Source organism: Streptomyces sp. NPDC096324 (genome assembly GCF_044763015.1).
GTDB lineage: Bacteria > Actinomycetota > Actinomycetes > Streptomycetales > Streptomycetaceae > Streptomyces.
Window position 1 is genome coordinate 56,414 of record NZ_JBIWFK010000016.1, and the last position, 13,702, is coordinate 70,115.

General features: G+C 72.6%; 9 protein-coding genes and 1 riboswitch. Of the genes, 5 read left to right on the forward strand and 4 right to left on the reverse strand.

Features of this window, described 5'->3' with window-relative positions; all coding sequences use genetic code 11:
• Window positions 1–2 precede the first annotated feature (2 nt).
• Window positions 3–196, reverse strand: a riboswitch (cyclic di-AMP (ydaO/yuaA leader).
• A 549-nt stretch (window positions 197–745) separates the two neighbouring features.
• Complete coding sequence (locus ACIQ7M_RS34065) at window positions 746–2,743, reverse strand: CocE/NonD family hydrolase (RefSeq protein WP_403651463.1); 1,998 nt, start codon at window positions 2,741–2,743, stop codon at window positions 746–748.
• A 432-nt stretch (window positions 2,744–3,175) separates the two neighbouring features.
• Between ACIQ7M_RS34065 and ACIQ7M_RS34070 the strand changes: the two genes are divergently transcribed.
• Window positions 3,176–4,186: a polyprenyl synthetase family protein gene (locus ACIQ7M_RS34070; RefSeq protein ID WP_355761912.1), complete on the forward strand. Its 1,011-nt coding sequence runs from the start codon at window positions 3,176–3,178 to the stop codon at window positions 4,184–4,186.
• Between the two features lie 157 nt (window positions 4,187–4,343).
• Here the strand turns inward: ACIQ7M_RS34070 and ACIQ7M_RS34075 are convergent, their stop codons facing one another.
• On the reverse strand, window positions 4,344–4,946 hold the full coding sequence (locus tag ACIQ7M_RS34075) for a hypothetical protein (protein WP_403651466.1): 603 nt from the start codon (window positions 4,944–4,946) through the stop codon (window positions 4,344–4,346).
• A 239-nt stretch (window positions 4,947–5,185) separates the two neighbouring features.
• Between ACIQ7M_RS34075 and ACIQ7M_RS34080 the strand changes: the two genes are divergently transcribed.
• From ACIQ7M_RS34080 to ACIQ7M_RS34095, 4 genes are all read left to right on the forward strand, one after another.
• Entirely contained in the window at window positions 5,186–6,277 is a 1,092-nt protein-coding gene (locus ACIQ7M_RS34080; RefSeq protein ID WP_403651468.1) for a CHRD domain-containing protein, read from the forward strand.
• A 317-nt stretch (window positions 6,278–6,594) separates the two neighbouring features.
• On the forward strand, window positions 6,595–7,860 hold the full coding sequence (locus ACIQ7M_RS34085; protein WP_403651470.1) for an outer membrane lipoprotein carrier protein LolA: 1,266 nt from the start codon (window positions 6,595–6,597) through the stop codon (window positions 7,858–7,860).
• 32 nt (window positions 7,861–7,892) lie between these two features.
• Window positions 7,893–9,032: an ABC transporter ATP-binding protein gene (locus ACIQ7M_RS34090; protein WP_403651472.1), complete on the forward strand. Its 1,140-nt coding sequence runs from the start codon at window positions 7,893–7,895 to the stop codon at window positions 9,030–9,032.
• On the forward strand, window positions 9,019–10,023 hold the full coding sequence (locus ACIQ7M_RS34095; protein ID WP_403651474.1) for an ABC transporter permease: 1,005 nt from the start codon (window positions 9,019–9,021) through the stop codon (window positions 10,021–10,023). Before ACIQ7M_RS34090 ends, ACIQ7M_RS34095 begins: the two co-directional genes overlap by 14 nt.
• An 11-nt stretch (window positions 10,024–10,034) precedes the next feature.
• Here the strand turns inward: ACIQ7M_RS34095 and ACIQ7M_RS34100 are convergent, their stop codons facing one another.
• Together ACIQ7M_RS34100 and ACIQ7M_RS34105 are read right to left on the reverse strand one after the other, a co-directional pair.
• The gene (locus tag ACIQ7M_RS34100; protein ID WP_403651476.1) at window positions 10,035–10,619 is read right to left on the reverse strand and encodes a flavodoxin family protein; all 585 of its coding nucleotides are present in this window, start codon (window positions 10,617–10,619) and stop codon (window positions 10,035–10,037) included.
• A gap of 436 nt (window positions 10,620–11,055) precedes the next feature.
• A complete protein-coding gene (locus tag ACIQ7M_RS34105; protein ID WP_403651478.1) occupies window positions 11,056–13,701 on the reverse strand; it encodes a hypothetical protein in 2,646 nt (881 codons plus the stop codon).
• Window position 13,702: the final 1 nt, after the last annotated feature.

Genomic DNA, 13,702 nt, shown 5'->3' on the forward strand with positions numbered 1-13,702 from the left:
CGAAATGTCCTCTCCGACGCCTGCGAGGTGAGCTGTCGGGTTCGGGCGGGAGATGCCCGGCCGCGCTCTGGGCGCGGCTTCACCCCAAGCCGTTCCGGGTGTGTCCGGATCGGCGGCTTACCTGTGGTTCCCCCGCTCCTGCCGTGCGTGGGTCGATGGGTTTCCGGGCGGCGGCAGGATTCGGCGATCCGCCCGGGGTCGACCAGAACGTATGCGAGAGCACATGTCCGAAACAAGACGAGATTTGACCGCGAAGATCGCTTTGGCCTGGTTAATCAGAGGGTGAAAAGTCCGATTGTGCCGGAATTGGATCCTCAACTTGCCTTTCGCAAACGGGTTGATCCACTAGGAACGTCCGGCGGCGGCCCGGCGGACCGGTGACCCAACTCACGAGACCAAAGAGCATTAAGGCGCCACGAGGGGGTAATTCGGGCATTGCGCCCGCGTCGGCGGGCGCTTTCGGGCCTCGCGGAAGGCATCGAGCGGCCCCTGGCGCGGCGGGAATTGTGGCGCGGGACACATCGGTGGACGCGGCAGGTGCCGGGCGGGAGCGCCGGGCCGGAGGCGGGTCGAACCCCGGGGGCGCGCGGCGAAGTGGACGTCGTTTCAACCGAGTTCGGCGTGCGAGCGCCACACCGACGGTGAACTCCCGCGCCCGCAGGCCCGGTCGGCAGGCCCGGTCGACAAGTCCGGGCGACAAGTCCGGGCGGCAAGTCCGGTCGGCAAGTCCGGTCGGTCGGCCCGGTCAGCCTGCCGTGCGCGGGATGCGCTTCTCCCAGGTCCGGTGGAACACGACCTCGTCGCCGTTCCTGCAGACGAGTTCGTCGGTCGTGATGAAGTCCTCCGCGTCGCAGGCGATGGCGGAGACCGTCTCGACGCGGGCGTCCCACGGCAGGTCGGGCCGGTGCAGCCGGATCGACCAGACGGCGTGGGCGCGGGCGGACAGTGGGTCCGCCGCGTCGATCGTGTACGTCTCCCGGGCCTCCTCCGTGCATTCGAGGCCGTCGGGGAACATCCGGGTCCCGCCGCGCCCCGGGTCCACCTCCAGGCTCCAGGTCTCCGCGGCCACGTCGCGCAGGACCAGGCGCCGCGGGCGGGGCTCGTCCAGGGTCGCCGAGACGGTCACGCCGAGGGGTTCGGCCTCCTCCGGTTCCCCGAAGGTGATCGAGGGGTCCGACTCCGTCGCCCGTACCGGGAGTTCGAGGACGCTGCCGACCGGCTCCAGGGTGAAGCCGGCCTCCGAGCCCGGCTGGGGCCAGATCCAGGGCCAGTACGCGGAGGAGACGCCGAGCCTGATGCGATGGCCCGGCGGGAACGCGTAGCCGATGGCGTTCAGATCGAGGACCACGTGCTCCGTGGCGCTCGGCCGCCAGGGAACCGCCTGGTCGGGGCCCCGGCGTGCCGACAGGTTCAGAACACCCCGGGTGACGAGCGTGGACGCCCCGTCCGGGGCCACGTCGCACAGCCGGGCGATCACCTGGCCCCTGGGCGCCGCGGACGTCAGCCGCAGATTGACCCGGGGACGGCCCAGGACCCAGGTCTCCTCCGCCACCTCGAACTCGAAGCAGGCCGACCGGGCGTCCTCCTCCCGCTGGTCCGGCGGCAGGTCGGCGTCGTCGCCCGAGGGGAAGAGGCGGCCCGCGTCGACCCCCGTGTGCTGCGGGGACCGCACCGGCAGCGGGGCACCCTGGAGCGCGTACGCGACCGGGGTCACCGAGGGTGAGGGCCAGGCCGGGTCGCCCACCCAGCGGCCGGGGATCCGCTCGTACACGGTCGCCGGAGGGTGCGCGTCCATCACGTACGAGCGCAGCAGGGGGACGGAGAGCGCGTCCGTCGCCTCGTCGCGGAGCCAGTGGTCCCACCAGCGCAGCGTCTCCTGGAGGAAGCCGATCGCCGGGCCGGGCGGCAGGCCCCGGTCCGGGTACTGGCGGGACCAGGGGCCGATGAGACCTCGTACGCGATCCGGCGGCAGGTTCCGCACCAGGCGCAGCACCGTGTCCCGGTGCGGATCGTGCCAGCCGCCGACCGCGAGGACCGCCGCGCGGATGGCTCCGTACTCCTCGCGGACGCCGCTCTCGCGCCAGTACGCGTCGCGGGTCTGGTGGGCCAGCCAGGCGTGCGCGCGGGGGGTGACCGCCTCCAGCCGCTTCTCCCACATGTCCCGCCACATCCCCTCGCCCACGTGCGCGGGGTCCGGCGGGCGGGCGGCGAAGGCGAGCAGACGGGCCGACCTGGCGTGCGTGTCGACGGTGAGGGCGGAACCTCCCGCGTGGTGCGCGTCGTTGTCATAGAGGTCGTCGGTCGAGCAGACCGTGACGACGGCCTTGAGCGGCTCGGGCGCGCGGGCCGCGACGCGGAGGGAGCTGAAGCCACCCCACGACACCCCGAACATGCCGACCCGGCCGGTGCACCAGGGCTGGGCGGCCAGCCAGGAGACCACCTCCACCCCGTCGTCCGGCTCGGTCCCCGCCCGTTCGTCCCCCGGCACGCCCTCCGAATTGCCGTGCCCGCGCACGTCCACGCGGACGGAGGCGTAGCCGTGCCCGGCGTACCAGGGGTGGCGCTGCTGGTCGCGCGGGGCCGTCCAGTCGGTCAGGCGGTACGGCACGTACTCCAGGAGCGCCGGTACGGGCTCCTCGGTCAGCGGCCGCCAGATCCGGGCGTACAGACGGGTGCCGTCCGAGAGAGGGACGAGGACGTCCTCGTGAGTGGTCTCGTAGGGGAAGGACGTACGGATGTGCATGAGTGTCACCTCAAGGGACGGAATGCGTCGTGCGGCACGGCCGGAAGCGCGGGGACCGTCGGGTCCCGGCCGTACACGGGTCGGGCACGGCTGTGGGACACGGTGGCCTCTTCCGGGTGCTTCGCCGCATGTCGTCGCAAGTCGGTTCACATCGTCTGATCATGAACATACCGTCGGTGATCGGGTGGCGCCCGTGAGTCGGGGTACCCGGCGTTGGGACACGCAGGTGCTTCCCCTCTGCCTTCCGGGTGTACTCCCGCATACCTCCTGGCGGAGCGAAGTGGGCCGGGGGACGGTGGGCGCTCGTGGTGATCGAAACGTGACCGGATACGCTGACTTGAGTGATGGCAGCGACACATCGACAAACCGTGTCATCGACCGAATGATCGACCGAGTTCGCCATGTGATCGTCAGCAGACAGGAGAACCTCTCGTGACCGTCGTCGGGCCGTTCGGGCTGAGCGTGCGGGACCAGGCTCTCGAAGCCGATGTCCAGGCCGGATTGGCGGCTGTCGAGGAGGGTTTGCTCGAAGCCACCAAGAGCGAGGTCCCGTTCATCACGGAAGCCGCCCAGCACCTCGTGCGGGCCGGCGGGAAGCGGTTCAGGCCGCTGCTCGTGATGCTCGCCGCGCAGTTCGGCGACCCCTACGCGCCGGGTGTCGTGCCCTCGGCCGTGGTCGTCGAGCTGACCCACCTCGCCACGCTGTACCACGACGACGTGATGGACGAGGCCGAGGTCCGGCGCGGGGTGGACAGCGCCAACGTGCGCTGGGGCAACTCGCTGGCCGTCCTCACGGGCGACTTCCTCTTCGCCCGCGCCTCGTACATCCTGGCCGACCTCGGGCCCGAGGCCGTCCGGATCCAGGCCGAGGCGTTCGAGCGGCTGGTGACCGGACAGATCCTGGAGACCGCGGGGCCGCGCGACGGCCGAGACCCGGTCGACCACTACCTCGACGTGCTCGGCGGCAAGACCGGATCGCTGGTCGCGGTCGCGTGCCGGTTCGGCGCGATGATGTCGGGCGCCGACGAGACCGTCGTGGACGTGCTCACGCAGTACGGCGAGCGCCTCGGCGTCGCCTTCCAGCTCGCGGACGACGTCCTCGACATCGCGTCCGACTCGCACGAGTCCGGCAAGACGCCGGGGACGGACCTGCGCGAGGGCATCGCCACGCTCCCGGTGCTGCGGCTGCGCGAGCGCGCCGAGCGGCTGGGCCTCGCCGAGGACATCGCGCTGTGCGAGCTGCTCGAGTCCGACCTGACGGACGACGCGCGGCACGCGGAGGCGCTGGCCCGGCTGCGGGAACACCCCGCGCTGGAGCAGGCGCGCCGCGACACCGTGCGCTACGCGGAGGAGGCGCGCGCCGCGCTGGCCCCGCTGCGCGAGTGCGACGCGAAGGCCGCGCTGGTCGAGCTGGTGGACGCGGTGGTGCACCGGGCCGGCTGAGCCGACTCGGGGGTGCACCCCTCACGCGCCGGCCGGGAAGCCGACGCGCGGATGCCCCGTCATGGGCCCACTGGGAGCCACTCGCCTCCGGGACGTCCGTCCCTCGACGTCCGGTCATGGGCCGGCCGGGATGGCCGGCCCGTGCGAGGGGCGGACGTCAGTAGCCTCCGGCTCCCGGGCTCGTGGTGGCCGGTGCCGGTGTCGAGGACGTCGCGACCGGTGTCGTGATCTTCGCTCCGCCGGGCGTGACGGCCCACCACGTTCCGTCCACTCCCTGGCCGTACGGCTCCTTCGGCTCGTCGTCCTTCGCGTACCGGTACAGGGGCCAGCCGGCGAGGGTGATCTGGGTGGTGCCGTCGTTGCGCTTCACCGTGGAGACCAGGCTCTTGTCGATGCCCTTCGTCGTCACCGCGCTCTTGGCCGTGGTGGTGGCCGCGGGCCAGAGGGCGGCGCAGGTGTCGTAACAACTGACCTTGGTCGGGTTCACCGAGTCCGTGTCGAAGCGGTACAGGACGTACCCCTTGCCGTCGGTCACGACCGTGCCCAGTTTCGCGACCTTGGCGGTGGTCAGCGTCGTCGTCGCCGATCCTGTCGCGCCGTTCTGCGTCGAGCCGCCGCTCTGCGCGGAGCCGCTCTTCTGTGGGGTGCTGGTCCCGCTGCCGCTGCTGCCGCCGCCTCCCCCTCCGCATCCGGCGAGCGCGAGCGCCAGGACGGCGGCGCCCGTGGCGGCGTATCCCGTGACATGCCTGATGGCAACCATGGCGATCCCTCGATCCTGTGAGCCCGGAGTGCTGTGCGCTCCGGTCGCTGCCACCCGTACGTACGGATTCGAGCCGGTTTTTGCTCGAATGGTCGCCACATTTGACTATTTCTGAGCGATACGGAGTGATGTGACCGGCGCCACAGGGCGAAGGTGAGTCCGGGCCGAACCGGGTCCGTAATCCCCCGCAGAAGCTGACGCAGGGGGCGTCGGCCGGGTTACGGGGAGAAAACGGAATCATGGGATCGAACGCCATGTTCACGATGCGTCGCCAGAGCCTGATCCTGACCGGCGTCGCGGTGGCCGCCGCGGCCGGAGTCACCGCCGCCGTCGTCCCGGCGGCCGCCGCCGACCACGGCGCGCACGCCGGGAGCACGAGCCGGAGCGGCGACGCACACCACGCCGGGCGTGATGCCCACCAGGCCGGACGCGACGCCCACCACGCCGGACGCGACGCGCGGACGGCCGGGACCAGTCCCGCGGTCGTGACCAGTCACGTGGTCATGGGCGGCAGCGGCGGCACCGTCCTCGCCGCGAGCCTGCGGGGCGCCGCCGAAGTGCCCGTCGCGGGCGGCCCCGCCGTCGGCGACCCGGACGGCGCGGCGCTGGAGTTCATCAAGGTCGAGGGCGACGAGGTGTCCGTCGCCGTGAAATGGCGCGGTACCGGCAGGCCCACCCTGCTCCACATCCACCAGGGCGCGAAGGGAGCGAACGGCGACGTCAAGATCGACTTCAGTGGGCTGCTCGGCCGGATCAAGGGCCACAGCGCCGTCGGAACCGTCAAGGTCGAGGACACGGCCCTGCTCGACACGCTGAAGACCGATCCCGGTTCGTTCTACGCCAACCTGCACACCACGAAGTTCCCGGGCGGGGCCGTCCGTGGACAGCTCCACAAGGTGACGGGCGCCTTCGACTTCCGCGACGCCCTGCACAACTTCCAGGCGTCCGTGGTCGAGGGCGAACAGATCTACGAGTGCAAGGCGGCCGACGGCGGCGGCTACGCCTTCGCCCAGCGCGATGTCTCCGCGCGGCTCGGCGGCCACATCGCTCACTCGTTCGTGAAGCCCAACTCCGGTACTCCGCAGTGGATCGCGCCCGACCGCAGCGCCGTCACCGGCACGCTGATCGCGAAGACCCCGAACGGCGCAACGAACATCCCCGAGCTCGACCTCAGGGCCACGAAGTCCGGCAGGGACCACGGTCTGCTGGCCGGCACGCAGGAGATCCTGCGCCTGAACACGGTGGGCGGTGTCGCCCCGGCGGGTTCGTGCGCGCCGGGCGCGATCGTGGGTGTTCCCTACCGCGCCGACTACGTGTTCGTGCAGCGCTGAGCAGAGCTTCCGAACCGCCGGGCCACCCAGCCACCGGGCCGCCGGTCCGGCGGAGCACCGGCCGACGCGGTGCCGGCCGACACGGCGCCAGGGCGGCGTTTCCCCCACGAGCGACCCCTACGGGTCCGGGGGAGGCGCCGCCCTCTCGCGTCATACCGCAGGACTACGCGGAGTTGAGCCCCCGGGTTGACGCGTTCATCCGGCGTATTTGGTCAGATGGAGAACACCACTCCTCACCGGTCCGGGTGAGAATGGCGGCTTAGGAGTGGAGCGGAAACGAGGGCAGGGCCGCCGCCGACGACGGAGGTAAGGCACACATGGCACCGTACGAATCCGACGACAGCGCGAGGGCCGCGGAGGCCGACGACAGGCTCGCCGGGCGACGCAAGGCCGCTCGGTACGTCGTTCCGGTCGCGGTGGTGGGGGTGGCGGCGGCGACGATCGGACTCGTCCCGGCGCTCGCCGACTCCGGAGACCCCGACCTGCCGAAGGTCACCGCACAGCAACTCATCGAGAAGATCGCCCAGTCGGACGTCCAGCAACTGTCCGGCACCGTCAAGATCAGCACCGATCTGGGGCTGCCCGACCTGGGCGGTCTGGAGAGCGGCCTGCTGTCCGGCGCGGCCGGGGGGCACGACGGTTCCTCCGCCGACCCGCAGTCCAAGCTCCTCGAACTGGCCTCGGGCACGCACACCCTGCGTGTCGCGGCCGACGGACCGGACAGGGGCAAGGTCTCCCTGCTGGACAACGCCGCCGAGTACAGCGTCATCCACAACGGCAAGGACGTGTGGGGATACGACAGCAAGTCGAACGAGGTCTTCCACTCGGCGTCGGCCGAGTCCGGGCTCGCCGGCGAGGGCGCCAAGGGCAAGGCGCCGCGGGATGTCCCGGCCACCCCGAAGGACTTCTCCGACGAGGTCCTCAAGTCCGTGGACGACACGACCTCCGTCACCGTAGACGGCACCGCCCACGTCGCCGGCCGCGACGCCTACAAGCTGGTCATCAAGCCCCGGCAGTCCGGCACCACGGTCGGCGCGATCAGTATCGCGGTGGACGCGAAGACGGGGCTGCCGCTGAAGTTCACGCTGACCCCGGCGAGCGGTGGCGCGGCCGTCGTGGACGCGGGCTTCACCCAGGTCGACTTCTCCCGGCCGGCCGCGTCGACGTTCGCCTTCACCCCGCCGAAGGGCGCGAAGGTCACCGAGGGCGACGACGCGAAGGGCACGAAGGGCGGCGAGTCGAAGGGCGGCGCACCGAAGGACTTCGAGAAGGCGCTGCCGAAGGGACACGAGGGCACGGCCGACGGTCTCGGCGGCTCGAAGACCATCGGCGAGGGCTGGAACGCGATCGTCGTCCTCGACACCGGTGGCGAGGGCGTGCCGTCCGGCGCGTCCGGCTCGACCGGCAACAGCGACGTCGACGGGTTCCTGAACTCCCTCGGCGACCACGTCAAGGGCAAGTTCGGCTCGGGCACGGTCTTCTCGACCCGCCTGGTCAACGCGCTGATCACGGACGACGGCACGGTGTACGCCGGAGCCGTCACCAAGGCCGCGCTGGTCAAGGCGGCCGACGCGGCCCAGTAGAAGCACCCAGGCGAGCCGAACCGAGGGAGCCCATGGAGGAGCTGTCCGCCGACGAGCCCGATCCGGCGTACGCCGCGGGCGCCGCCGTCCCCGCGGGGCGGACGGTGAGCGCCCGCACTCAGCCGGCCCGGGACCCCGGAGGTTCCGGCGCCGCGCCGGTGAGGGCGGTGGGTGACGCGGTTGCCGCGTCACCCACCGTGACCGCACGGCGGGCGGGAGAGGCCGGTGCCGCGTCCGCGGAGGGCGCGGTGATCGCCACCCGCGCGCTGAGCAAGCGGTACCGCGGCGGACAGCTCGCCGTCGACGGCCTGGACCTCACCGTCCCGGCGGGCAGCGTCTTCGGCTTCCTCGGCCCGAACGGCTCGGGGAAAACAACCACCATCCGCATGCTGATGGGCCTGATCGAGCCGACCTCGGGCACGGCGAGCGTGCTGGGGCGGCCCATGCCCCGGTCCGCGCGCGCCGTGCTCCCGCACGTCGGGGCGCTGATCGAGGGCCCCGCCCTGTACGGCTTCCTCTCCGGTCGGGACAACCTCCTCCGGTACGACGCCGCGGACCCGACAGCCGACCCGCGCACCCGGCGCACCCGTGTCGGGACCGCGCTGGACCGGGTCGGACTGACCGCGGCGGCGGGAAAGAAGGCGAAGGCCTACTCCCTGGGGATGAAACAGCGGCTCGGACTCGCGGCCGCGCTGCTCCAGCCCCGCCGACTGCTCGTCCTGGACGAGCCGACCAACGGTCTCGACCCCCAGGGCATGCGCGAGATCCGTGCGCTGGTCCGGGAGCTGGCCTCCGAGGGCACGACCGTCTTCCTCTCCTCGCACCTCCTCGACGAGATCGAGCAGGTCTGCACCCACGCGGCCGTGATGACCCAGGGACGGCTGATCGTCCAGGGCCCGGTGGCCGACCTCGCCGCCGGTGCCCGGGGCCGGCTGGTGGTGACCACCCCGGACCCCGGGGACGCGGCACGGATCCTCAAGGAGCAGGGCGTCACGGATCTCGTCGTGACCGGGACGGGAGTGACGGCGGAGCCGCCCGTTCGTGAACTGGCCGAACTGAACGCGGCGTTGGTGCTGGGTGGCGTCAGGGTCCGCGGCTTCGGAGTGGAACGGGCATCGCTGGAGGACGCGTTCGTGGCGCTGACCGGGGAGGGTTTCGATGTCGCGGGCTGAGAGTCTGCCGAAGCGGGACGCGGAAGGGGCACCGGAGGCGCGCACGGGAGGAAGCACACCTCCGGCGACGAAGCAAGGAGACGACGGAGCGGCGACGACCGGTACGCCGCCGCCCACGGGAGCGACGACGAGACCCGGAACCACCCGCCGACCCCGCCCCCTGTGGACACTCGGACTCTTCCGCGACGAACTCGTCACCACCTTCCGCCGCTGGCGCACGATCGCGCTGCTCGGGGTGCTCGCGGCCGTGCCGATCCTCATCGGCGTGGCCGTCAGGATCGAGACCGGAGACGGCTCGACCGCGGGTGGTGGCGGCGAGGGCCCCGCGTTCATCGCTCAGATCACCAACAACGGCCTGTTCCTGGTGTTCACCGGGCTCGCCGCGACCCTGCCGTTCTTCCTGCCGATGGCGATCGGCGTCATCGCGGGCGACGCGATCGCGGGCGAGGCCAACGCCGGAACCCTGCGCTATCTCCTCGTCGCGCCCGCGGGCCGTGCGCGGCTGCTGCTCACGAAGTACGCGACGACGATGACGTTCTGCCTGGTGGCGACCCTGGTGGTGGCGGTCTCGGCGTTCGCGGTGGGTGCCCTGCTGTTCCCGCTGGGCGACCTGACCACGATCTCCGGGACCCGTATCGGATTCGCCGAGGGGCTCGGCAGAGCGCTGCTCATCGCCCTGGTCGTGGCCGCGTCACTGACCGGTGTCGCCGCGCTCGGCCTGTTCGTCTCCACCCTCACCAACAGCGGCATCGCGGCCATGGCGACGACGGTCGGCCTCCTGATCACCGTCCAGATCCTCGACCAGATCCCCCAGCTCCACGCGCTCCAGCCGTACTTCTTCTCCCACTACTGGCTGTCCTTCGCCGACCTCATGCGCGACCCGGTCTACTGGGACGACCTCGTCCGCGACCTCGGCCTCCAGAGCCTGTACGTCGCCGTGTTCGGTTCGGCCGCGTGGGCGCGGTTCACGACGAAGGACATCACCGCCTGAGCGGGCACGCGTCACCCCTCGTAGGGGAAACGCGCGAGCGGTGCCTCCTGGGTGAAGAAGGTCTTCGCGCGGGTCAGGGCCGCGGTGTCGTTCAGTACGTCGCCGGGCCGGCTGCCGTTGCCGAGCAGGACTCCGCCGAAGCGCATCCGCATGTACGCCGCCGTGTGGTTCAGGGTGCCGATCAGCGGGTCGGCGACCTCCGGCTCCTCGTGCGCGAGCGCGGTGACGCCCCACAGGGTGCGGCCGGCCAGCGTGGCCTTGAAGTCGACGCCGGGCGTACGGAGCCAGCCGGACCAGTAGTCCAGGTAGCGCTTGGTCAGGCCGGACACCGAGTACCAGTACAGCGGGGAGGCGATCACGATGTCCGTGGCGGCGAGGGTGGCGTCGAGCAGGGTGCCCTCCGTGCCCGAGGCGGGCGGGCGTACGTGGTCGCCGTCCCGGCGCAGGTCCATGAAGTCGGGGAGCGGGTGCTCCGCCAGGGACAGCCAGCGCTGCTCCACGTCGGCGGGGAGTTGTTCGGCCGCCCTGCGGGTCAGGGTCTCGGTGTTGCCGTCGGGGCGGCTGCTGCCGAGCACGAACAGGAATCGGCGGGTCATGGTTTCCCCCTGAGATGCGGCGGCGCCTATCACTTGCGTGAACAATATATGCATACGCATCTACCGTCCAGGCCGACCCCTGCGACTCGACTCACCCCAGCTTGCTCGCCCCCTCCGCCCCTACCCGACCCATACCTGGGGCTCCGCCCCGGACCCCGCTCCTCAATCGCCGGAGGGGCTGAATCTTGCCCGGCACCCGAAAAGGCGCCCCGCGGGGAGGCCGCCCCCTGGGCTCCGCCCCGGACCCCGCTCCTCAAACGCCGGAGGGGCTGAGACTTTCGCCCGCGGCCGGGGCTGAAACCCTCCACGGCCCGCAGTCGGGATCCGGCGTGAGGGGACGTGGCGGTACATCGATGCCCGTCGCCACCGACGGCCACATCTCCGTCCGACGGCGACGGGCTGATGCACCGGCACGGCCCCGACCCACCCACCGGGGCTACCGCCCGGACCGCGGCGGCTGTGGCGGCCGCTGCACCCGTGGGGCCGACCCGGGCACGGCCGCGCCGGGAACAGCTCCGCCCGGGGAGGCGGAACGCCGGCCGGACTGGAGACGGGCCGCGTTCGCCACGGGGTTCGTCGGCCCGCCGGAGCCAGTGGCCCCCGCCACAGCCGGCCTCCGCCAACTCTCCGGAACCGAAGCGTGTCGCTCCACGGTCCCCCGCGTCCGCGCCTCCGCCAGCCGAGCCGCCTGCTCGGCCACGGGCGCGAACCCCGGAGCCGCGTTGCCGCTCTGGGAAGGCACCTGGCGGACAGCCATGGCCCCCAGGGCGGCCTGGGTGTCACGGGGGAACACATCCCGGGGCAGCAACTGCGAGGCCGCACCGGTCACCTCGACCCGGTGCTGCCTCCCCCCGGACTCGAACGTGACGCCGTACCCGAGGTACTGCCGGTCCCGGTCGAACATCAGGTCCCCCCGCACCCGCCCACCCCCGTCCCGCGTCCGCTCGCTCAGCTCCCGAAGGGCCTCCGGCATCGGCGCGGTCCGCCCGAGGCTCGCCACATACGCGTCCGCCTCCACACGCCCCTCCCGGAACCGCGGCGTCCCGTCGGGCCCGAGGTGCATCTGCACGGCCCCGACCCGGTTGTCGGGGTGGATGTCGATGGTGAGGCGTCCGTCCCCGCCGTACTCGCGGACGAACCGCTCGCGCAGCGCGGTGAACTGCACCTGGTTCTCCAGCGCCGGAGGCAGGTTCGGCCCGTAGATGGTGACCCGCGCCTCGGGGTCGGCCTCCAGGATGATCTCGGCGTTGGCCACCCCCGTGCCACCGGCGCCCGCGACGAGCCACGTCTTCGGGGCACCCTCCGCACCCGCGGCCCGCGCGTCGAACCGTCCCTCGGCGATCTCGTCCCCGATGAAGACACGTCCAGGCGCGGCGGCCCGCGCCCGCTCCCACTGGGCGGTCGCGTCGAGTGTCTGGAGCGCGGCCCGCGCCCCGCCGCCCGAGCGCAGCCCGTCCAGCACCCCGTCCTCCCGCAGCACCTGGAGCGCCCGCTCCGCGGTGACCTCCCCGGTCAGCCGCGCGTGCGCGGGCGAGTCGGCGGGCAGTTGTCCGCGTACGGCGTCGAGGGCCTCCGGCAGATTCACCGCGTCCCGGCGGTCGACGCCGGGCACCATCTCCGGCGGCAGCCCGGTGGCCACGGTCGGCGTGCCCTCGACCTTCACGTAGAGGTCCGGGGAACCGTCACCGGGACGGATGTGCGCGTAGAGGTGGCCGTCCTGGCCCGGGACCAGGGCCGCGGTGCCGTCGACGACAGGCCCGCGTACGGCGAGCTGGTCCTCCCACAGGCGTACCGCGTCGCGCGGAACCCGCGCGGTCGGGTCGGCGAACTGGTGCGCGTCGCCCATCCCGTTGCCCCGCATGTCCCTCGTCTGGTCGGGGGACTGGACGATGCCCTGGCCGGGGTCCAGGTGCCAGCGGCCGCGGGCGTCGACGAGCAGGGCCTCGGGGTCGCGTCCGACGAGGCTGGCGCCACCGCCGATGACGACCTGGCGGGTCGGCCACTCGCCGGTCGTGGCGCTCTCCGTGCGGAGCTGGTCCAGGGTGGCGGCACCGTCCCGGGTGCGCTGGTCGGCAGCCTGGGCCGCCGCCGCGGCGAGCTCCTCGCGGGGGACGGGGGAGCCGTCGGGCCGGAAGCCCGGCAGGGGAGGGGCGCCGACGGTGGCCCCGAGGGGCCGGGCGTGCTCGGCCCGTGACCGGAACTCCCGTAACTCGGCGGCGTCGGCCGCGCTCAACCGCTCGACGGGGACGGCCAGTTCGCGCAGGGCGTCGGCGGTCGCCGGGGTCAGATGCGGGTCGATGACATCGCGGCGGATGTCCGAGGCCTGGAGTTCCGAGGCGTGACGGTCGGAGTCGACGGGGGCCAGCGGCCGTAGCCCGACGTGGTCGATGAGCGCCGACAACTCGCTCCGGGACTCGGCACGTTGGGCGGCGTCGAGGGCGACGTCGTTCATGCGGGTGGCCAGGTGGTTCAGTTCGCCGACCCGGCCGAGGTCCTCCTCGGTGAGGCTCAGGCGCCGGTCCGCGCCGCCGAGGCCGCCGCGCGCCAGCAGGTCCTGGCGGTTCGGCGCGACGCCCGCGACCTCGGGGTCACCGGCGGCGGCACGGGTCGCCCGGTCGCGCACCGCGATCAGTTCGCCGACCTCGTGGCTCAGCGCCCGGCCCACCTGGCGCGGGTCCATCCGGTCCGAGAGTTGGACGACGTGCTGGTCCGAGGTGGTGTTGACGTGGGTCCGCGCGACCGTGCCGGAGGGGAGGGGTATGGCGTCCAGGCGCAGGGTGAGGTTCCGGCCCCGGTCGTCGGTGAGCGCGAAGAAGCGGTCGCCGGCGGCGCCGGACCGCAGCTCGACCGAGGTCAGCCGCTGCGCGTACAGGCTCCCCACCACCATCGGCAGGGCGCTCTCCGCCTGCGCGACGACGGCCGCCTGCCGTCCGGGGTCGGGCGCGGCGCCGGTGCCCGAGACGAAGCGGCTGCCCGCGACGTCGGTCGCGGTGATGACGACGGGCTCCGCGCGGGCGTTCTTCCGGGCGTCCGCCCGGTCGGAACGGCCGGCGTTCCCGTGGGCGGGCGGTTCCTGGTCCACT